The sequence below is a fragment of the Alkalibacter mobilis genome (assembly GCF_015594845.1).
Lineage (GTDB): Bacteria > Bacillota > Clostridia > Eubacteriales > Alkalibacteraceae > Alkalibacter > Alkalibacter mobilis.
Window position 1 is genome coordinate 162,203 of sequence record NZ_JADNRK010000002.1, and the last position, 21,817, is coordinate 184,019.

General features: G+C 36.5%; 22 protein-coding genes and 1 tRNA gene. 2 read left to right on the forward strand and 21 right to left on the reverse strand.

Annotated elements, in window-relative coordinates; all coding sequences use genetic code 11:
* Positions 1–7: 7 nt before the first annotated feature.
* The 9 genes from rsmB to dapF form a co-directional block, all read right to left on the reverse strand.
* Entirely contained in the window at positions 8–1,348 is a 1,341-nt protein-coding gene (gene rsmB / locus IWB18_RS01780) for a 16S rRNA (cytosine(967)-C(5))-methyltransferase RsmB (RefSeq protein WP_195681874.1), read from the reverse strand.
* Entirely contained in the window at positions 1,345–2,031 is a 687-nt protein-coding gene (locus IWB18_RS01785) for a zinc metallopeptidase (RefSeq protein ID WP_195681875.1), read from the reverse strand. The genes rsmB and IWB18_RS01785 overlap by 4 nt, the downstream gene beginning before the upstream one ends.
* A 50-nt stretch (positions 2,032–2,081) precedes the next feature.
* Entirely contained in the window at positions 2,082–3,035 is a 954-nt protein-coding gene (gene fmt / locus IWB18_RS01790; protein ID WP_195681876.1) for a methionyl-tRNA formyltransferase, read from the reverse strand.
* A complete protein-coding gene (gene def, locus IWB18_RS01795) occupies positions 3,035–3,511 on the reverse strand; it encodes a peptide deformylase (protein WP_195681877.1) in 477 nt (158 codons plus the stop codon). Before def ends, fmt begins: the two co-directional genes overlap by 1 nt.
* Before the next feature lie 11 nt (positions 3,512–3,522).
* Positions 3,523–5,784, reverse strand: coding sequence for a replication restart helicase PriA (gene priA / locus IWB18_RS01800; protein WP_195681878.1), 2,262 nt, complete (start codon positions 5,782–5,784; stop codon positions 3,523–3,525).
* A gap of 69 nt (positions 5,785–5,853) precedes the next feature.
* Positions 5,854–6,042 carry a DNA-directed RNA polymerase subunit omega gene (gene rpoZ / locus IWB18_RS01805; RefSeq protein WP_195681879.1) on the reverse strand — a complete coding sequence of 63 codons (189 nt, stop codon included), beginning with the start codon at positions 6,040–6,042 and terminating at the stop codon, positions 5,854–5,856.
* A gap of 5 nt (positions 6,043–6,047) precedes the next feature.
* Positions 6,048–6,674, reverse strand: coding sequence for a guanylate kinase (gene gmk, locus IWB18_RS01810; RefSeq protein WP_195681880.1), 627 nt, complete (start codon positions 6,672–6,674; stop codon positions 6,048–6,050).
* Positions 6,675–6,686: 12 nt separating this feature from the next.
* Positions 6,687–7,565 carry a YicC/YloC family endoribonuclease gene (locus tag IWB18_RS01815; protein WP_195681881.1) on the reverse strand — a complete coding sequence of 293 codons (879 nt, stop codon included), beginning with the start codon at positions 7,563–7,565 and terminating at the stop codon, positions 6,687–6,689.
* A complete protein-coding gene (gene dapF / locus IWB18_RS01820; protein ID WP_195681882.1) occupies positions 7,565–8,416 on the reverse strand; it encodes a diaminopimelate epimerase in 852 nt (283 codons plus the stop codon). The genes IWB18_RS01815 and dapF overlap by 1 nt, the downstream gene beginning before the upstream one ends.
* A gap of 116 nt (positions 8,417–8,532) precedes the next feature.
* Between dapF and IWB18_RS01825 the strand changes: the two genes are divergently transcribed.
* Positions 8,533–10,275: an Rqc2 family fibronectin-binding protein gene (locus IWB18_RS01825; RefSeq protein WP_195681883.1), complete on the forward strand. Its 1,743-nt coding sequence runs from the start codon at positions 8,533–8,535 to the stop codon at positions 10,273–10,275.
* A 59-nt stretch (positions 10,276–10,334) separates the two neighbouring features.
* The gene (locus tag IWB18_RS01830; RefSeq protein WP_195681884.1) at positions 10,335–10,817 is read left to right on the forward strand and encodes a ferritin-like domain-containing protein; all 483 of its coding nucleotides are present in this window, start codon (positions 10,335–10,337) and stop codon (positions 10,815–10,817) included.
* A 20-nt stretch (positions 10,818–10,837) separates the two neighbouring features.
* On the opposite strand, the gene IWB18_RS01835 is transcribed toward IWB18_RS01830, so the two are convergent.
* The 12 genes from IWB18_RS01835 to IWB18_RS01890 form a co-directional block, all read right to left on the reverse strand.
* Positions 10,838–11,758: an RluA family pseudouridine synthase gene (locus IWB18_RS01835; RefSeq protein WP_195681885.1), complete on the reverse strand. Its 921-nt coding sequence runs from the start codon at positions 11,756–11,758 to the stop codon at positions 10,838–10,840.
* 6 nt (positions 11,759–11,764) lie between these two features.
* Positions 11,765–12,502: a YlmH/Sll1252 family protein gene (locus IWB18_RS01840; protein ID WP_195681886.1), complete on the reverse strand. Its 738-nt coding sequence runs from the start codon at positions 12,500–12,502 to the stop codon at positions 11,765–11,767.
* Between the two features lie 4 nt (positions 12,503–12,506).
* Positions 12,507–12,776 carry a YggT family protein gene (locus tag IWB18_RS01845; RefSeq protein ID WP_195681887.1) on the reverse strand — a complete coding sequence of 90 codons (270 nt, stop codon included), beginning with the start codon at positions 12,774–12,776 and terminating at the stop codon, positions 12,507–12,509.
* Between the two features lie 9 nt (positions 12,777–12,785).
* Positions 12,786–13,244, reverse strand: a complete 459-nt coding sequence (locus tag IWB18_RS01850) for a cell division protein SepF (RefSeq protein ID WP_195681888.1) — start codon at positions 13,242–13,244, stop codon at positions 12,786–12,788.
* Between the two features lie 14 nt (positions 13,245–13,258).
* The gene (locus IWB18_RS01855; RefSeq protein WP_195681889.1) at positions 13,259–13,915 is read right to left on the reverse strand and encodes a YggS family pyridoxal phosphate-dependent enzyme; all 657 of its coding nucleotides are present in this window, start codon (positions 13,913–13,915) and stop codon (positions 13,259–13,261) included.
* 9 nt (positions 13,916–13,924) lie between these two features.
* Complete coding sequence (locus tag IWB18_RS01860) at positions 13,925–15,142, reverse strand: HlyD family efflux transporter periplasmic adaptor subunit (protein ID WP_195681890.1); 1,218 nt, start codon at positions 15,140–15,142, stop codon at positions 13,925–13,927.
* Positions 15,143–15,170: 28 nt separating this feature from the next.
* Positions 15,171–15,247: transfer RNA gene (locus IWB18_RS01865), tRNA-Pro, on the reverse strand.
* Positions 15,248–15,342: 95 nt separating this feature from the next.
* A complete protein-coding gene (locus IWB18_RS01870) occupies positions 15,343–16,368 on the reverse strand; it encodes an NAD(P)H-dependent glycerol-3-phosphate dehydrogenase (RefSeq protein ID WP_195681891.1) in 1,026 nt (341 codons plus the stop codon).
* A gap of 12 nt (positions 16,369–16,380) precedes the next feature.
* Positions 16,381–17,703, reverse strand: a complete 1,323-nt coding sequence (der, locus tag IWB18_RS01875) for a ribosome biogenesis GTPase Der (RefSeq protein WP_195681892.1) — start codon at positions 17,701–17,703, stop codon at positions 16,381–16,383.
* A gap of 15 nt (positions 17,704–17,718) precedes the next feature.
* Entirely contained in the window at positions 17,719–19,047 is a 1,329-nt protein-coding gene (locus IWB18_RS01880; protein WP_195681893.1) for a DUF512 domain-containing protein, read from the reverse strand.
* 176 nt (positions 19,048–19,223) lie between these two features.
* Positions 19,224–21,008, reverse strand: a complete 1,785-nt coding sequence (locus tag IWB18_RS01885) for a sensor histidine kinase (protein WP_195681894.1) — start codon at positions 21,006–21,008, stop codon at positions 19,224–19,226.
* A gap of 8 nt (positions 21,009–21,016) precedes the next feature.
* A complete protein-coding gene (locus IWB18_RS01890) occupies positions 21,017–21,706 on the reverse strand; it encodes a response regulator transcription factor (RefSeq protein WP_195681895.1) in 690 nt (229 codons plus the stop codon).
* Positions 21,707–21,817 lie beyond the last annotated feature (111 nt).

Here is a 21,817-nt window from a genome sequence, read left to right on the forward strand (position 1 = left end):
CACCTATTTATTTCTTTCTTATTCTCGCAATAAAAAAGCCATCAGTTCCATGGACATTTGGAAACAATTTGACGAAGCCATTTTCATCAACTAAACCATTAAAAATGTTCGCCTCGAATTCCCTATCTATTTCACAATCAGGCCGTTTCTTTAGCAGAAAATCGACTACTCCTTGATTTTCTCTGGGATTGATGGTGCACGTGGTGTAAACCAACAAACCACCTTTTTTCAAGCTGTCGTATGCATTCAATATGAGATTTTTTTGAATTAGTTGAAGCTCATGTAATTTTTTCGGGGTCAGATTGTACTTTATATCAGGCTTTCGCCGGATGATTCCAATGCCCGAACAGGGAGCATCCAGTAAAACACTATCATAACTTTCCAATTCATCCCTGTCAGGCGGCATCGAACCGTCATGCAATTGACAAATTGCGTTTTTCATCCCCATGCGTTTAAGGTTATCCTCTATGAGTTTTATTTTATGTTTATGAACATCTCTGGCAACCACGGTTCCAGAGCCAATCTTTTGAGCAATGTGCGTAGTTTTTCCTCCCGGTGCTGCACACATGTCCAAAACAGTATTCCCGTCTTTCAGATCCATTGCCTCCACGCTCAGCATGGCACCCTCATCTTGAATTATGTACAAACCCTTCTTATAACTTTCCAAATCGGATATATTGACCATCCCCAAAGTTTTTAGAGAATCGTATACATATTTGTTCGAAAAGCTCTCTATTCCTTCACTTCTTAAGATGTCCTGTAATTCCAATTTATTTGTCTTTAAAGTGTTTACCCTGATATTAAGCTCTGGCTCATCCATTGAAGCTTTAAAAAATTCTGTAGTGAATCTACTCCCATAAAAACTTTTCACAAAATCGAAGAGCCACTTTGGCACTGAATATTTGAGATTTTCCGGTATTTCCCTTGATTTGATCTGATCCGCATTTCTTGCAACGTTGCGCAAAACTCCATTAACAAAACCCGAACCTCTGCCTTTGTCGACACTTTTGCTTATTTCTACACATTCATTTACAATAGCAAAAGAAGGCACTTTATCCAAATATAGAATTTGATAAATGCCTGTCCTCAATATTGCCAATATCCAAGGCGAAATGCTCTTCAAGCTCTTTTTAGTGAAACTGGCAATAACGCTATCCAAAAAAAGTTTGTTTTTTTCCGTTCCATATACTATGGCCTTCACAAGTCCTTTGTCTACTTGACTCAAAGAACCCTCGTCCAATTTCTTTTTCAATATGATATTTGTGTACGAACCCTTTTCCTCTATATCATATAATATGGAAATCGCCGTCCCACGTGCGCTTTTGATTCTGTAATTATTTTCTATCAATCTCTCGAACCCCTTAACACAAGAAGTCTTACAATTTGCAGTATGGACATCAACATAGCAGCTACATAAGTCAAGGCTGCCGCATCCAATACTTTTTTAACACCTACTGTTTCTTCCTGTAAAACCAGTCCATTGGCTGATAGCTGGGTTACAGCTCTTCTGCTGGCGTTAAATTCGACCGGCAATGTAATCAAATTAAATACGACTGATCCGCTAAAAAAAATTATTCCAAGATTCATCAATCCCGTAGCCGAAAAAATAAATCCTATTAAGAAAAGTATCCAAGCTGCATTTGATGCAAGATTGACCACAGGGACTATGGCATTTCTAATTTTCAGCGGAGCATATGATTCATTGTGTTGAATTGCATGTCCCACTTCATGAGCAGCAATTCCCACAGCTGCCACGCTTCTTCCGTTATAAACCTCGTTTGACAATCTGAGAACTCGTTTTCTCGGATCGTAATGATCCGATAACTTGCCGCCCACCAACTCGATGGAGATTCCTGTTAGACCGTTCCTATCTAGAATATTCCTTGCTGTTTGCGCTCCGGTCAGGCCCCTTGAATTGGGGACACGCAAATATCTGTTATATGTACTGCTCACTTTATTTTGTGCGTAGGCAGCTATCAAAATTCCCGGTATGAGAATTAACATTGTTGAATCAAATAAAAATGGAAACATGATTTTCCCCTCCAAATATTTTCCTTAAGAATATCTCACATAGCTTAATATTAACTTAAAGTGGCAAACACAGCCCCTGTCAAGTCTTTATGTCCTCTTGAATATTCCTCAACGCTCATTACTTTTTTGCCCGGAAATTGGATTTCTTTTATCAACAACAGACCAGTGCCTGTCCTTATGGACATTCCACGTTTATCTATCCCCAGAATTGTCCCTGGCTTTGCCTTTTCAAACTCGGGTTTATCTTCTTTCTCCAGAATTTGCGAGGCGGACAATTTCACTCTTTCTCCGTTCAGATAAGAAAAAGCTCCCGGGTAGGAGTAGGTTCCCCTGATCAAGTCATGGATCTCTTTTGCACTTTTTTCCCATTGAATTTTTCCCGTTTCCCTGTTTATCTTTTGAGTATAGGTTGCTGCGTCGTGGTTTTGCTTTTCTGGAACAAGTCGGTTACTGGCAATTTGATTTAACGTATCTACAAGCAATGCAGCGCCCAATTTTGCCAATTCATCGTGCAACTCACTGGTTGTCATATCCCCGCTAATTTCAACTGTTTTACGTAGCAACATGTCCCCAGTATCCATATCCTCATCCATTAACATGGTGGTTACGCCTGATTTTTCTCTACCGTCAATGACTGCCCAATGAATTGGGGCCGCACCCCTGTATTCTGGCAAAAGTGACGCATGAACATTTATGCTGCCTTTCTTCGGAATATCTAAAATTTCCTTTGACAATAGTTGCCCGTAAGCAACTACAGCTAAAAAATCAGGCTCCATGGATTTCAATTCAGCTACAATTTTCGGGTCTTTTATATTTTGGGGCTGCAGTACTTTCAATCCAAATTTTAATGCAGCTTCCTTTACCGGATTGTATTTTACCCTTTTGCCTCTTTGATTTGGTTTGTCCGGCTGAGTAACAACCGCACATATTTCATAATCACTTTCAACAAGAGCTTTTAGTGAATCCACAGAGAATTCCGGTGTTCCCATGAATATGACCTTCATTATTCATCAACCTCTTCATCAAATTCTGTCAACTCTTCTTCGACTACCTTGTCAGTGAACAAAACTCCATTCAAATGATCCACCTCATGACATATCGCTCTTGCCAAAAGTTCTTCTGCAACCAATGTATTGTTTTTGCCATCAATATCAGTAAACTCGACCACGATCTTTTCTGGACGCTCGACCCGGCCTGTTACATCCGGGATACTCAAGCATCCTTCTAGTCCGTCTTGACATCCATATTCCTCAATAATCACAGGGTTGATCAACGTTATGGGTCCTTCTCCAATATCAACAACTACAATTCTTCTAAGTATTCCCACTTGGTTTGCCGCCAGTCCGATTCCTTCTGCGTCATACATGGTTTCAAGCATGTCATCCCGCAAAACTTTAATCCTGTCGGTGATTTGGTCTATTTCCCTGGCCCGCTTTCTCAAGACCGGGTCTTCATCTATTCTTATGTTTCTCAGCGCCATTTGAATTCCTCCTAATAAATGATATTTGGATTTACATCCACTACCATATTTGATTTGATTTTATTTGTTCTAGATCTGTTTATCTTTGAAATCACTTTATTGAACGTTTTGATTTCGTTTGTCTTTATGAGAATATAATATCTGTATTTATTGTTGATTCTTGTAATATTCGATTGTGCCGGAGGATAAACCTGATTCATCATATCTTGATCACCCAGGTCTTTAATCTCTTCTTCAAGCATCTTGTAGTAGGTTTCGCAATCTTTTTTTACCGCATCTCTTTGATTTCCTGAAAAACCAACGTATAGAAGCTGTGTAAAGGGAGGATAATCTCCGATTTTTCTATATTTTATTTCTTTTTCATAGAACCCTTCATAATCATGCCTTGATGCAAATTCCAAGACATAATGCTCCGGATCATATGTTTGAATAACAATTTCACCTTGACGTTCCCCTCTGCCAGCCCTGCCTGAAACTTGGGTTATTAGTTGAAAGGTTCTCTCTGATGCCCTGAAATCAGGAAAATTCAAAGTTAAATCTGCCAACAAGACGCCTACAAGTGTTACATTTTCAAAATCAAATCCCTTGGTGATCATTTGCGTTCCCAGAAGTATGTCAGCCTCTCCCTTTGAAAAAGAAGTCAACGCATTTTGAACATCGTCTTTTTTCCGCATGGTGTCTGTATCCATTCTAAGAATTTTTGATTCCGGAAAATATTTTGCAAGCATACTTTGAATCCTCTCGGTCCCACTTCCTGAATATTTGATTTTTTTACTGTTGCAATTGGGACAAAACTCAGCGACTGGTTTGCTGCTCTTACAATAATGGCATTCCATTTTGTTTGATTTTCCATGATATGTCATAGCCACATCGCATTTATTACATTTTATCACATGTCCGCATTCTCTACAGAATACAAAACTAAAATATCCTCTTTTATTTAAAAACAATATAACTTGTTCTTTCTCTTCCAATCTGCGTTTTATCGAATCGTAAAGTCTTTTGCTCAAAAAAGACCTATTACCATTTTTGAGTTCCTCTCGCATATCTACAATCGTCGATGGTGGCATGGATTGTCCATTGATTCTATCTGGCATCTTGAACAGTTTATACTTTCCCATGATTGCATTATAGTAAGTAGCAATTGAAGGAGTCGCACTTCCCAAAACCAATTTGGCACCGTGCAATTCAGCAATTTTCCCTGCAAGAGTTATAGTGTCGAATCTCGGCCTATTGCCGGACTTATACGTGTTTTCATGTTCTTCATCAATTATGATAACACCTAAATTTTTAAATGGCGAAAATATGGCCGATCTTGCTCCTATTATTATTTTGATTTTGCGATTTTCGATATCACGATACTGTCTTATTCTATCACTTTCAGTTATTTTACTGTGTATAACCGCTATCTCTTCATCAAATCTTTCCCTGATCCTGTTTATTGTTTGTGGTGTTAAAGAAATTTCAGGAACCAGGTAAAGACAAGACTTTCCTGTTTTCAGGCTTGCTTCCATCATTCTTAGATATACTTCTGTCTTTCCACTACCTGTCACACCGTGTATTAGATATCCTTTGTGATCCGATTTTTCGTATTCTTCAAGGATTTTCTTCTGTATGATTGTCAAAGCAGGCTTTTCTGATAGATTAAAATTTGAACTGCGGTCATTTTCGCTCTTGTAAGGTTCTATTATATTGGCTTTGATCAAAGCTTTCAAGGCAGTATTGCAGTTATTGATTTCGCTTTTGATCCATTCGTGTTTTTGCTTCTTTTCAAAAATCAATCTTAGAATTCTCTTTTGTATAATGGCATTTGACTTCAATAGATCCGATAACTTTTCAAAGTCCATCTCTTGAAATTTTTCAGTAAACCTGTAACTGATATCTTCTTTCGCTTTTGAGTTTACGTAATACTCTGTTTCCCCCGACTTGTGTCTCCTCGTTTTAATTGATATGGTTCCAGGGTAGTAAGAGTTAGCAGCGTCCATGAAAAAAGAATGATAATTAAACTGCAGCCATTCGCAAATTTCTAGTTGTCTCCAGTCAAGTGTTGGAAAACCGTCTATGGTTCCCAAAATTTTCTTTAATTTTTCTGTATTGTTACCTTCAGTGATTTTATATATCAGACCGTCGATTTTTTTATTATTTATGCCGAAGGGTACTATTACTCTCATTCCGGGCATAATTTCATTTTCCAATTTTTCAGGAACAAAATAGTCAAAAGGTCTATCCGTGTTGATGTTTAATTGATTGATATAAACTTGGGCAATTTTCACATTTCCCTCCAATGTCCAGCTTTAAGTTTAAAAAAAGAGCAACAGCTGTCAAGCCATTGCCGATCAATCTTACTTGTAATAAAATTTCAATTTGTCCTCAGCAATTTCCTTTGTCGCCAATGAAACCGGATTTTTGATCTCTCCTTCAACAAACTGGTTCTTTTCAACTATTTGTCTGGCTCTTTTTGATACGATCAAAACAAGAGAGTACTTATTGCCGGCCTTTGCGATCAACTTGTTCAGTGCAGGATATCTCATCTTGGTTACCTCCCTATTATCTCTTCAATTTTACTTTTAAGTCTTTCTGATCTGCATTTTTCCGCTGTTATAATTGCAGAAACCTGCTTAGCAGCCACCGTAACCTCATCATTGATTACTATATAACTGTATTTTGTTGCATTTCTTATTTCATCACAGGCACATTCCATTCTTTTATTGAGTTGTTCAGGATTTTCTGTGCCTCTTTCAGTGATTCTCTTTTTCAGCTCCTTGATTGAAGGAGGTACAACAAAAATATAGATCCCTTCAGGATAGTTTGCTCTAACCTGTGCAGCTCCTTGAATATCAATTTCCAATATCACATCGATTCCTCTATCCATTTTTTCCAAAACTGGACTTTTAGGAGTTCCATAATAGTTGTCATATACCTTGGCATATTCCAAAAATTCATTGTTGCCTATCATATCCAAAAAATTCGCCTTGTTTATAAAGTAATAGTTTTTCCCTTCAACTTCACCGTTTCTAGGATCTCGCGTGGTGGCCGACACCGATACTTCCAGATTCTTTTCATGCTTTAAAAGTTCCTTGCAAATAGTCCCCTTGCCGGCGCCTGAAGGACCTGATATTACTATTAATAATCCTTTATCTCTCTCATAAAAGCTGCTACTCATATTTTATCTCCATCATTCAATATTTTGAATCTGTTCTCTCATTTTTTCTATCTCGCTCTTAATGTCTACTACAAAATTTGATATATCCAAGTGATTTGACTTTGAACCGATTGTATTTATTTCTCGATGCATCTCTTGAATCAGAAAATCTAGTTTTCTGCCAACAGAATCAGACTCGTTCATTATTTTTCCAAAACGCTGGATATGGCTGTTTAATCTGATCAATTCTTCAGTAATATTTGCTTTGTCCGATAAATATGCTATTTCTTCAAGCAGTCTTTTTTCATCTATTTCAATTTCCTGCGTGTATTCTTGAATTCGCATCCTTAATTTTTCAGTATTATCCTTCAATACAACATCTTCAAGAGATTTGATCTGTTTTAAATCATTTTCTATCAAGCCCAGTCGCTTGACAAAATCGCTTTCAAGCGCGGCGCCTTCACTCTTTCTGGTCTCAACAACTCCATCTAAAGCTTTTCCTAGTGCAGCCTTTACTTTTCTCCATAGAATTTCCATGTCGGTTTCAGTTTCTTCCGAATAAATCACATCGGGGAACTTGGAAATCAAAGACAGCGAATATTCTCCTGTAACTTCAGGTATTTGATTTTTTATAGTCTTCAGGCAATCCATATAAGCTTTGGCCAAGTCCAAATCGACCTTGATGTTTTTGCTTTCCAAACCGAAATGATTTATCTTGACATTTATTTCGATTCGGCCTCTAACTAAAAACTTGCCGACTTCCTTGCGAATCATATCTTCTGCAAAGTTAAGCTGTCTGGGCATTCTTATAAAAAAATCCTTGTAACGATGATTGATAGTTTTGATTTCGACCGTTATATCTATAAGATCGTCTTTAAATTCGCCTTTTCCATACCCGGTCATGCTGTTCATCAAAATTCCTCCTCGGCAAATGAAATTTTTCCTTCAAATACGTGGATCGCAGGGCCTGTCATGATCACTGTATCTCCAACTTCTACAGTCAATATCCCTCCGGGTGTTTTTACATTGACTTTTTCATCTATCATTTGCTTTTTATTTAGCAGTGCAACGCTGGCACATGAACCTGTTCCGCAAGCCAAGGTAAGACCCGATCCTCTTTCCCAAGTGGTTACCCTGATATTTTTTCGGTCTAATATTTGAGCAAAATTTACATTTGCACCATGGCTGAACAATTTATTTTTCTCCACAAACGGCCCTATCTTTTCTATTGGATATGAATCCATATCATCGACCTGTATTATTCCATGTGGATTTCCCATAGACACTGCTGATAAAAGAATATCCCCAAATTCTGTCTGAAGACTAAAATCGATCAATTGTTTTTCAGTGGTGACAACTCCTATCTTTTCCGTTTCAAAAATAGCCGGTCCCATATCGACACTAATTTTTGAAGCCTTGCAACCGTCGAGTTCCTCAATAGTTATTATTTTTTCACCGGCCGGTGTTTCAACAGTAAAAATTTTATTGTCCAATATTCCATTGTCATATACATGTTTTGCAAAGCACCTTATACCATTACCGCACATGGCTGCCAGGCTACCGTCTGAATTATGATATACCATTTTTATATCGGAACTGTCAGATTTTTCAACCAATAAAAACCCATCTGCACCTATGCCAAAATGTCGATCACACATTTTTGCTATCGCATCCTGACTCAAAGATATTCTCTTGTCTAAATTCTCAACAATTATAAAATCATTTCCCGTACCGTGATATTTACTGAAATTTATTTTAACCAACCTCCAATTGTATTATTACATTATAACATATATCAGATTGAATCTTATAGAATTTTTAATCTGTCTTTGTTACAATATTAGGTGTTCCACATTTAAATGGAAAAGGAGTTGTCAACATGGCTTTAGACGGCATTGCAATGTTTCATATAGCCTCTGAACTTGAAAATAAACTGTCCGGAGGCAAAATCAATAAAATATATCAACCTGAAACCGATGAATTGATCTTTAATGTCCTTAAAAATAAAAATAAATATAACCTTCTAGTATCTGCCAACAGCAGTTTTCCAAGGATTCATTTGATTTCAACAACAAAAGACAATCCGGCCTCTCCACCCATGTTTTGCATGCTTTTAAGAAAAAAACTCATGGGAGGTATCATTACTAGCGTCAAGCAGCTTGAATTCGACAGGATCATTGAGATTACAGTTTCTTCAAGAGATGAGCTTATGGACTATACCGAGCTTAAATTAGTGGTGGAAATCATGGGTAGACACAGTAACGTAATATTGATTGAAAACAATATTATATCAGACAGCATTAAGAGAATCAATAAATTCATAAGTTCCTATAGAGAAGTTTTGCCCGGTCGAGAATATATACTGCCACCTATGGGAAAAAAGGACTTCCGTAGATTGAGACCGGAAGAACTTTATGATGAAGTGCAAAAATCTCCAAACAAAAGGATTGGTAAGGTCATAATGGATACTCTTCAGGGCATAAGCAAGCCGGCCATGCTGGAATTATGCACAAGAAATTCATTGGATGAAAATCAACTTGTCACCGAAATCCCCAAAAATATATTCTCGAACATAATAGACCAACTTCACGATTTTATAAATAATCCATCGTTTTATATTTATTCTGATAAAGATACCGGAGATATCCTGGATTTCACCACTTACGATTCAACCTGCTTAAATGATAGAGCCACCAAAAAAGAATACAGTGAAATCAGCAGTCTTTTGGAAGATTATTACAAGTTGAAAGACAGCAGTCAACGAATCAAACAACGATCCGCATCGATCAACCAATTGATTGGAAACAAATTAGAACGAGATTACAACAAACTGGACAATCTGAACCAAGATAGAGTTGAAGCTGAAAACGCTGAGAAATTCAAAGTGTATGGTGATTTGATTTTTGCCAATTTATACAACTTAAGCGACAAGACAACCAGTGTTGATCTTTATGACTACTATAGCGACAAGGATATTACCATCCCTTTGGACATTCGACTGACCCCTGCAGAAAATGCAAAAAAATATTATGACAGGTACAACAAGCAAAAACGGGCACTGACATATATAGACGAACAGATGCAAAAGACTCTGGAAGAAATATATTATCTCGAAAGTGTACTTGACAATTTGGAAAAATGCACGACATATGATGAATTAAACGAAATAAAGGAAGAGCTAGCAGAAACCGGATTTCTTAAGTCTGCCAAGTCAAGGCAAAAGAAAAGCAAAACCGTCGAGAGCAAACCCATGGTATTCAAGTCATCAGAAAACTTCACAATCTACGTGGGCAAAAACAACAAGCAAAATGATCTTTTGACATTAAAAAGTTCTTCAAAAGATGATCTTTGGTTTCATGTGAAAGATATCCCAGGCTCGCACGTAATAGTCAAAACCGAAGGTAGAGTGATTGGCGAAAAAACCATCGAAGAAGCAGCTGTACTAGCTGCATACTACAGTAAAGCCAAGATGTCGGCGAATGTTCCCGTTGATTACACGCAGGTAAAATACGTCAAAAAACCAAAGGGATCCAAAGCGGGAATGGTCATATATACAGACAATAAAACCATATTCGTTACTCCAGATGAAAAAGTGGTAAAAGCCGTGGAATATGCCGAATAATGTTTTGATTCTTTAATCAAGGGTATCATTATTTCGAATAGCTTAAAGGAGGGATTGGATTGAGTCTTTACGATGTAGCGTTAAAAATGGAAACTGAAAGCCGGGCTTTTTATTTAAAACAGGCTGAAAACTCTGATAATGAGGGGCTTAAGAAAATATTTCTGAAGCTTGCCGATGACGAAAAGCGTCACTATGAATATATTCGCGGGCTTGGATTTGTAAATGAATCCTTTGTGGAAACAGATGTTTTAGATGACGTAAAAAATATTTTTACCGAGTTTCTTGAAAATGATGTGCGGTTTGAGATGGATCTATCAACAATCGAAGCATACGAATTTGCGAGAAAACTTGAAGTGGAAAGCGTGGAGTATTACAGGAAGATGCAGAATCAGACAAAAGATGAAAAAACCATCAAACTTTTGAAAATGTTGGAAAAAGAAGAACGAAAGCACATATTGACTCTTGATGATATAATTCTTTATATGAAAAAGCCTGAAACATGGGTCGAAGATGCTGAATTTAACATAAGAGAAGTATATTAATAGGAACCCCTTGGGGTTCCTTAATTTTGGTTTTCAAGCTTTCTCAAAATTTTCATAAAATATTCGGGTAATTCCGTTTCAAAAGACATCAGTTCTTTTGATGCGGGATGAGTAAAGGTCAGTTTGTACGCATGCAGTAATTGTCCCTTGTCAAAAAGATTCTGTTTTTGAAATCCATAAACTTTGTCTCCCACAAGTGGATGTCCTATGTAAGCCATATGAACTCTAATCTGATGAGTTCTCCCTGTTTCAAGTGTTGCTTCAATCAATGTATGTTTCCTAAATCTTTTAATGACTTTGAAATGAGTTATCGCATGTTTTGAATTATATTGTGTCACACCCATCTTTATTCTATTTTTAGGATCTCTTCCGATGGGGGCTTCAATTTTTCCGTTGTCTTCTCTAATAACGCCCTCTACTAAAGCCATGTAATTTCTGGATATTTTATGTTCTTTTAATTGATCGGCAAGGGATCTGTGAGCTGTGTCATTTTTTGCAACTAACAAAAGTCCAGACGTATCCTTATCGATCCTGTGAACTATCCCAGGTCTCTTTACACCATTTATTCCCGAAAGGTCTTCCACTTGATACAGAAGTGCATTTACAAGAGTCCCTTCCCGGTTTCCATGGCCCGGATGGACTACCATTCCTTTGTGTTTGTTTATAAGCATAACATCATTATCCTCGTATACTATATCAAGCGGTAAATCTTGAGGTTCAATGTCACTGTCGTCAAGTTCAGGAATGCTAACGGTGATCGTATCGCCGATTTGAACTTTTGATCCTGCCTTCACCTTGATTCCATTAAGAAGTATTTTACCTGAGTCGATCAATTTTTTTAAATAGCTACGTGAAATATCCTTGAATCGATCGTTTAGAAAATGATCGAGTCTGAATCCTTCATGCTCTTCCGTTATGGTGATTATATATTCCTTTTCCATGGCACCTCACAAATATTTTTGTATTTCCACTTTATGATTCCCCTTGTTGGTAAGACCATTCATGCAGCTTATAAGATATCTGCCATGTCCCCTGATAGAGATCAATGTGTTTTCTGTAACTGCAACTGTTGGTTTTTCAATTACTTCGTGGTTTAATTTTACTAATCCTTTTTTGATCAAAGCCGAGGATTCGTTTCGAGATATGGAACAAACTTTTGAAATCACATTGTCCAGTCTTGTAGATGAAATTACAAAAACTTTTTTAGCCACCCTTTTTTCAGGCAATGAAACTTCTCCCGGACGCAAAATCCTTATTACAGGATATTTGCTTTTAATTTTTTCCAAATTTGAGTCAATGTATCCGGAAAAATTGGACTTAGCAAATACATAAGCATTCTTCTCATCCACAATTATGTCTCCCAAAACGTTTCTTTTGATTCCAGTAGATAAAAGAGAGCCTAAAATGTCTCTATGGGTAAGTCCGTTCGCATTTTCGATCAGCAATAGATCGATGGGTGGAACTTTCTCATCATCATTGTTAATACCAGTGATCAAAATTTTTCGTTCAGCATCTTCATAACCTCCAAAGAATATATGGTCCACTTTCATTTTATCGAGAGTCGTTGATATTTTTCTTTGAATGCCTGGATCGAGAAAATCTGAATAAAAAACCCCGTCAAAAATATACGAGGCTTTTTCAATAATGTTTTTAGCTATCAAATCATCGTCATTATATTTTTTCATATGTTTAACCAAAAATCTTCAGAACTATAGCTTTATACAAAGGTGTGATTATGTATTCAATAAACATCACCGCTGCAAAAGGAGAAAAATCCATGGCACCAATTCGTGCGAATTTCCGAAAAGGTTTTAGCATGGGTTCAGTCACTGAATGAACGAAGTTGGCCAGATTGCCCTTTCCGTCACTGTTTATATAACCGAGAATCAAGTTCAATATTATCATTACATCAAGAAAGACAAAGAAAATATTGCCTACTCTGATTAGCATTTCACTCATTTAATACACCTATTTTTCATTATTCCAGTCCAAAAACTCATGGCTGTGATCTGTGTCAAGATCTTCAGTAATTACATCGACACTGCTTGGTGCAAGGATAAATACGTTTTCACCTATCTTTTGAATCGTACCATCAAGAGCATAAACAGCTCCGTTTAGAAAATCAAAAATTTTTCTTCCATCTTCGTAGTCCGCATTTTCCAAATTCACTACAACTGTTTTATTGCTTTTAAGGTTATCGCAAATAACTGGTGCATCATTAAAAAATTCGGGTTCTACAACAAGTACTTTTGAGTTTTCCTTCCCTGATATCAAAGGTTTATCCCTCTTTTGTTTTTTATTGAATATATTGCTTGTAGTTTCAGGTTCTTCGTCATATTGTTCAACTTCATCAAATTCATCATCGATTTCGTCTTCGATCTCCAAACCTAAAATATTTTTTACTTTACCCCAAGAATCTTTTGCCACGGTTATTCCTCCTCTTATTTGAAAATCCCTGAACCCACTCTGACCATGTTCGAACCGCACTTTACAGCCAAATCGTAATCATTTGTCATACCCATGGATAAATATTTCATTTCCAGATTATTGTATTCATCTTCACTACTCTTTATTTTATCATACAAATTCTTTGTTGTAGTAAAAATATCTTCAAGCATCTTTGTATTTTTTGTATTTGGGGCCATTACCATCAAACCCAGTATTCGTATATTATCCAGTTTGTCGATTTTTCTCAGGTTTGTTTCAAGATCATCCTGGTCAAAACCGTATTTGCTATCCTCTTTAGCAACATTTACCTGAACTAAAATATCTGTTATAATCCCAGATTTAATAGACAACCTGCTTATTTCTTCGGCCAATGATACGGAATCAACAGAATGAATCAGAAATGTTTTTCCGATAACATATTTTACTTTATTCTTTTGCAGGTGTCCGATCAAATGCCATCTAATATCCTTAGGCAAAAGATCAAATTTTTCTTTGAATTCCTGCACTCTGTTTTCTCCGAGATCCTTAATACCACATTGTAAAACCTTTTGAATTTCATCAATGCTTCGATACTTCGTAACTGCCACCAGAATTGTATTTTTATTCAAATTATTTTTTATGTTCTCAATATTTTCCCTAATACTGTCCATTCTACACCTCTATGGATTTATTATCAACTGCATGCCTTCAGAAATATTGTTGTTTTCAGACCTGCTTAAAAAAACCTTGTCTTCATCTATTTCAGTGATAAAGACCTCAACGAGTTTCCTTAAGTAACCTTTATTTAATACAACTATGTAATTCTTGCCGTCTTTTTCCAAAATAGATTTCTCAGGTATTAAATAGCCTTTATTTCTGTATGTTATCAATTCGATATCCATGCTTCTTTTTGACAATATTTCTTTTATCACATTTTCTTTTATTTGAAACAAATATGCCTTATTAGATTTGTTTTTAAAAACATCTACGGCATAAGCAGTATATAATACATCGTTTGATGCAAAATCTACTTTGGGCATGGACCTGAGTATGTCAACACGTGAGTACAGTCGTTCAAGATAATCAATTGATGTTTCATTGTCAAGATTTTTTATAACATCTAATTTCTTGGCTATCATAGACTCTTCCCAGTCAGTTTCCAAATCATGTGGCACTGGGACCCAAATGTATACAGAATCGTCATTAACTACCTTTAAGACATTTTTGATATTTTTTGATAATGATTCAGAAACGATATTCAGATCTTCAAAATCCAAATCGATCAAATCTTCAATATTTGAAATATCAAATATCTGTTCATAACCATCCAAAGAATAAAAAACATAACCAGGACAAGACGCATTGATTTTATTTAATGATATACCATTTATGAACGATCCCTGTAACAGGTTTTCTATTTTCGACTTCTCTGATTCAAGTTGCTCTACATCGAATTTTGAATACTTAAGACCATCCAGATTCAATAAAAATTCGTCTATGGTTTGAGATGAAACATCTTTATCTTTCAATCCTGATTTTAAGGCTAAATCAACTATTTCTTCCAATCCACCGCTAAAATCAACTTTTAAATTAATTGCCTTCAGTTTTTGATTAGCGTACGAATTTAGAGTCAGGCTCTTTGTTGACAACAATTGGTTTTTTGACACCTTGGTTCCTTCAGATAGGTCATAGGACGGTTTCTGATCAAAATAAAAAACCTGTTCATCTTTGAGCAGGAAAGTTTTTGTGTCGTATTTTTTTATGTAATCTTCGCTCTTTAAGACTAAAGTTCTTTTACTGTTTAAGTTTATCAATGCCAAAACCACGAAGAAAAGTACAAATATGTAAACAAGGATTCTCCTGTTATTGGTCTTGCGTATTTTTTTTTTATTGTTCAACAGACCACTTCCGTCTTTTAAAATAAAATGGTCTGAGTGACAGGAATTGAACCTGCGACCTCGTGAACCCCATTCACGCGCGCTACCAAACTGCGCCACACCCAGACATATACCTTATTATAAACATTAACTGAGTTAATTTCAAGGTTAATTTATCATGTACTAAATTTAAAACAAGGGAGACAAAGCTCCCTGTTTTATCAATTCCATCCATAATAGTACAAACTGTTTATTTCCTCTATTTCATGTTTGTTTGACCTCGTCATAATTTGTGTGACAATGTCTCTCGGATCCATATTTTCGTATAGAATCTTGTATATTCCTCTGGTGATCGGCATTTCACATTCGAATTTATTTGATAATTCATAAGCTGTTTTCGTAGCTTTTATCCCCTCAACAACCATTCCAATATCTTCAAGTACCTTTTCCAGTTTTTCACCTTGACCCAGTTTGATACCGGCTCTTCTGTTTCGACTGTGCATGCTGGTACAGGTTACGATAAGATCTCCTATTCCTGTCAAACCTGCAAAAGTTTCGGTTTTAGCCCCCAATATTTTGCCCAATCTGCTTATCTCTGCAATTCCTCTTGTCATTAAAGCAGCTTTACTGTTATCGCCATATCCCAAGCCGTCAGATATTCCTGCTCCCAGAGCGATGATATTTTTTAACGCTCCTCCAAGTTCTACACCGATCATGTCTGGATTTGTATACACCCTGAAATTATCTGTACTGAATACATCCTGGAGGTACTCGCATTTTGATCTTTCTTCGCCTGAAATCACGACCGTGGTCGGAAGCTTTTTTGCAACTTCTTCCGCATGACTTGGTCCTGACAAAACGTAAACATTGTTATAGGACAACTCTTCGTTGACCACTTGACTCAACCTAAAATATGTCTTGTCCTCTATACCTTTGGCTACATTGACAATGTGTTGATCCGCACTGACAAATCCCTTGATATTTTGGCACAATTCCCTGATACCGTGAGACGGAACTGCCAAGATAACTATTTCGCAATCTACAACTGCCTTTTCAAGATTATTGGTAGGATATATGTTATTGTCAAAAGGAACTCCGGGCAGATATTTGGTATTTTCTCCCTTGATGATCATGTCATTGATGAACTCTTCACGTCTATGCCAAAGCATGACTTCAAAACCCTTTTCCGCCAATAAAGTTGCCAACGCAGTACCCCAACTGCCCGCTCCCAATACGCCGATCTTCATTTAAAGTCCCCCCTATGATTTTTCATTTTTCTCTCGTGAAATAAGCCTGATAGGTGTTCCTACAAATCCGAAAGCATTTCGAATCTGGTTTTCCAGATATCTTTCATACGAAAAATGTAATAAACTCTTGTCATTAACGAAAATAATAAAGGTTGGAGGCTTGACAGCTCCTTGAGTTGCATAATATATCTTTAGTCTTCTACCCTTGTCAGCAGGCGGCTGATTCATTAAAACAGCTTCACCGATGACATCGTTCAATGTACCGGTAGTTATTCTTTTGGCATATTCGTTTGAAACCAAAAGAACTGTCTCCATAACTTTATTCATTCTCTGGCCGGTCTTGGCAGATATGAAAACAATTGGAGCGTACGCCATAAAAGACAATGTGCTTCTAATATCCTTTTCGAATTTCTTTTGGCTGGATTGGTCCTTGTCATAAATATCCCATTTATTGACGACGATAATGGAAGCCTTTCCCCTGTTGTGAGCTATTCCTGCTATCTTGGCATCCTGTTCACTTATGCCGTCTTTTGCATCTATCAATATCAAACAGACATCAGCTCTGTCTACTGCTGCGACACTTCTAACGATGCTGTATCTTTCAATATCATCATATACCTTGCTTTTTCTTCTGAGTCCAGCAGTATCTATGATAACATACTCTTCTCCATAATAATTGAAACTAGTATCAATGGCATCTCTTGTAGTTCCGGGCACGTTGCTGACTATGACCCTTTCCTCCCCAATCATCTTGTTTACAAGTGTTGATTTACCTGCATTTGGCTTTCCTAAAACTGCTATCTTCAACCTTGTATCTTCTTCATCGATTTTATCGGAGATCATGAATTTTTCTACTACCATATCAAGAAAATCACCAAGTCCAAGGCTTTGTTCTGCAGAAATTGCTATTGGATCTCCCAGTCCTAAATTGTAGAATTCAAAAATATTTCTTTCAAGTTCCTTGTTTTCGATTTTATTAACGGCCAATATTACAGGTCTATTTGATTTTCTGATCATATTTGCAACGTCCAAATCAGATGCTGTCATACCCTCCCTGCCATCTACAAGCAAAACTATTACATCAGCAGTGTCTATGGCCAACTGGGCTTGTCTTCTCATTTGTGCCAGTATGATGTCATCAGAATACGGTTCAATTCCTCCTGTATCTATCAGCGTGAATTGTTTTCCTGTCCATTCACAATCAGCATAAATTCTATCTCTTGTTACTCCAGGGGTATCTTCCACTATGGAAATACGTGCCCCTGCTATTTTGTTGAACAGCGTTGATTTTCCTACATTTGGTCTGCCAACTACTGCAACTACGGGTTTAGCCATTATTCTACCTCCAAATTAAATGTTGCTTTCCAATATATTTTTTATAAAACTGAATCCATCCAGATCCTGTGGTGTCACATTTGCCTTTAATTCTTTCCTTACATCATCCAAACTCAAATCATCCAAAAAAACAGGTTCATCGTGTTTAAGCATGTTGGAAGGAATAAATATTTGATTATAATGACTACTTGACTTCAATTGATCAATCAAGTCCCGTCCTGTGATCAATCCGGTTACAGTTATTTTTTCTCCGAAAAATTCATTGATTATCCTGTGGACTTTTATTTTTATGTCGGGATATTTTAACATGATCAGTTCGCTGATATCTAAAATGTCCTCGTAGGCCAAAACACCCGTAGCAAGGGATATCTCCTTGGGAGATGATGGGCTGGTCGCCTTAGCTATAGCCTCTTTGCAGTCATTGATAAAAAATGACATCATTCCTACGCCATTTTCCAATTGGTTGAATCCTTCATAGTATTCTTTTTCAGGTATCTCGATTTCTGCTTTTAGAAAGAATTCATCACTGGGAAATACAAACCTGGTATTGTGCTTAGAAAGCATATTGTCTTGAACATCTCGAATTATTTTTAAGGTTTTCCTGCACTCTTCCTTGGTGAAAGACCTCAGATGAGATAATTTCTCTCTAAACTTGGTTATGCCTACGGGTACAACTGAAACAGTTTCCATGTATGGATAATGCCCTGATAAATCATTGAGTGTTTTTATTAAATTGTCTCCATCGTTTATCTCGGGACATAACACTATCTGACCATTCATATGCATGTTTTTATCAGCAAATCTTTGAATAAGATCGTTTATTTTGCCCGCATTTTTGTTGTTGAGCATTTGCCTGCGCAATTCGGGATCGGTCGTATGTATCGAAATATTGATCGGTTGGATCCTGTAATCTATGATCCTCTGTATTTCTTCCTCTTTAAGATTCGTCAAGGTTACATAGTTCCCGTGCATGAAAGACAATCTGGTATCATCGTCCTTGAAGTACAATGTATGTCTCATACCTCTTGGCAATTGATCGATAAAACAGAATATACACTTGTTATTGCAGCTTTTGGGTTCATCAAGAAGTCCTTGTTCAAAGCTCAACCCTAGTGATTCGTCCAATTCTTTTTCAATTTCAAGTTCCCATATTTCGCCGGACATTTTTTCTATCTCTACCACAATTTCATTGTCATTCAAGAGATAATAGTAATCAAATATGTCCTTTGGGATTTTATTATTTATAGAAACCAAAACATCACCGGGTTCGATATCCAACTCTTCGGCAATGCTGTTTACTTCTACTTCCGATATAACTATTTTTTTTGTTTTTTTCTCGTTCACTCTATCACCTGTTTCAATTGGGTTTACCCACAAACTTCTAAATACAAAGTTGATCAGTCAATTCTTTATGTATATTATCATTTATGAACGCAGACGGTCAAGTTTTATATTTTTAGCAATTATAAAATGCGCCCCAAAAATATTTTAAATTTTTGAGACGCACTTCTTTTTACCTCTCAATATAAGTCATTACCGCTTAAATCATTTTTCACATAATTAAACGAAACTGTAAACACAGTGCCTTCGTTGACCTTGCTGCTTACTTTGATTTCGCCTCCTTGCGATTGAACTATATGCTTGACAATAGCTAATCCCAGTCCTGTTCCACCCTCTTTTCTGGCCCGTCCTTTCTCTACCCTGTAAAAACGCTCAAAAATTCTTTCCAGATCTTCCTCTGCTATACCTATTCCTGAATCCAAAACCTCGAGTTTTACTGACTTTGGGTCTTTATACATCCTTATTATAATTTGAGAATTTTCATTGCTGAACTTAATGGCATTGCCTATCAGATTTAAACACATTTGCCTGAAATAGTCTTTATTGAAAAGCACTCTCGGTAAATTTTCAGAGGTTTCGACTTTAATCTCTATACCCTTTTCTTTGGCCAGATTTTTAGAAATTTCAACTGCTTCCTCCAAATTGGTTTTAGGATCGATCCACTCTTTATTTAGACCTTTAATGTTGTTTTCGTTATCCAAAAACGACAATGTCAAAATGTCTTCAACCAAATCTATCAATCTTTCTGTTTCCATATGGATTATATTGTAAAATTGTTCTCTTGTTCGCTCATCTTCCACTCCTTCTTTCAAAGTTTCAATGAAACCTTTGATGCTTGTTATTGGAGTTTTAAGTTCATGAGATACGTTTGCCACAAAATCTTTTCTGATATTTTCTAATTTTCTAATTTGGGTAACATTTTGTAAAACAAGGATATAACCTTGTACGAAGTCATTTTCGCTGATTTTGCTAATAGTCAGCCTTACTATTTTACCGGATATCTCTGATTCAAATGAGACAAGTGTACCGCTATTTACATCATCAACAAACCTTTTTAGTTCGTCAAATATTTTTATAGTCCGAATGATCTCAAAAATATTTTTTCCTATCACTTTTTCATTTTCTGTGATTTCCAGAATCTCTTTGGCACTCTTATTGATTATCTTTACACTCATATTATTGTCGATTGCGATAATTCCATCAACAATATTTGCAAGGATCACTTCGAGTTCAGAATTTCTATCAGATAAAAGATTAAATGTATCCTGTAATTCATCTGCCATATCGTTCAATGAATCGGTCAAGTCTCCAATTTCATCTCTTTTGAACCAGGTCATCCTCTCAGTATAATTGCCCCCCGCTATACTTTTTGCGAACAGGCTGATTTCTTTAACCGGCTTCAACAAATAGGCCAGTATGTATCTGGAAAAAAATGCAGCAACAAAAAAACTGAATAAAATGTAAAACAACATGTTTTTAAGGCTTTGATAATATATATCTTCGGTAAGACTTAGTCTCATGGACAATCTTACAACGGCAGTCTCTGCTTCATCCAGATAAATCTTTCTGGCAAGATACATCATATCTGCTTTGATCGAATCGCTGTGCCTGATGGTACGTTTGGGTTCATCTGCAAATGCACTTTTTACTTCAGGCCTATCTAAATGATTTTCCATGGTTTCGGCATCCCTGTCAGTGTCATAGACAACATTTCCTTTATTGTCAATGAGTGTTATCCTATATTCATTATTAAGCACCGTATTCTGGATCATGGTGTTGCTTTCTGCATTGTAAAAATCTTCTGTTCCGCTGATGGACAGTTCTATGGCGCTTAAAGCTCTATCGAGCCCGTCTTCCACAAAATCATAATATAGGCTTTTTGAATTGTTCAAAGTTAAAAAACCCATAAGCGCCAATGTCAAGAATAATATCATCAATGTAGACAAAAATATTTTTTTTATCATAACAGCTCCTATTCTTTAAACCTGTAACCTACACCTCTTACGGTTTCAATAAACTTTGGATTATTGTCATCATCTTCGATCTTTTGTCTTAAATGTCTTATATGAACATCGACAGTTCTTGTTTCTCCAATATAATCGTAACCCCACACCGTATCCAACAAATAATTCCTATTTAGAACCTTGCCTCTATTTTTGATCAATAGTGCCAAAAGCTCATATTCCTTTAATGTGAGATTAACCAACTCACCTGATTTGAAGACTTTAAAGGCCTCTTGATGCATTTCAATATTGTCGATTTTAATAATGTCTTCATCATGTACAACTTCTAAACTTCTCCTTAATACGGCCTTCACTCTTGCAACGAGCTCCTTGATGCTGAAAGGTTTTGTAAGATAATCGTCCGCACCTATTTCAAAACCCAATACCTTGTCAAATTCAGTGTCTCTAGCTGTCAAAACTATAACTGGTGTTTTACTTATTCCTTCGGTCTCTCTCATTTCCTTAAGAATGTTCAGCCCATCCTTGTTGGGAAGCATCAAATCCAATATAACCAAAGCAGGGTTTGTTGTCTTCACGAGGTCGATGGCATCCGCTCCATCATTAGTCCCTGAAACCACGTAACCATTCTTCTCAAGGTTGAATTTTATCAATTCAAAAATATTTTTTTCATCTTCAACTACAGCAATTTTACAACTCATGTTTACCTCCTTGATTCTCTACTAATTATATAATACTATTTTTCTACTGTGTTAATTTAATGTTAATTTTCGAAATTTAAAAGAGCAATCTCGCATTTAACGAGATCGCTC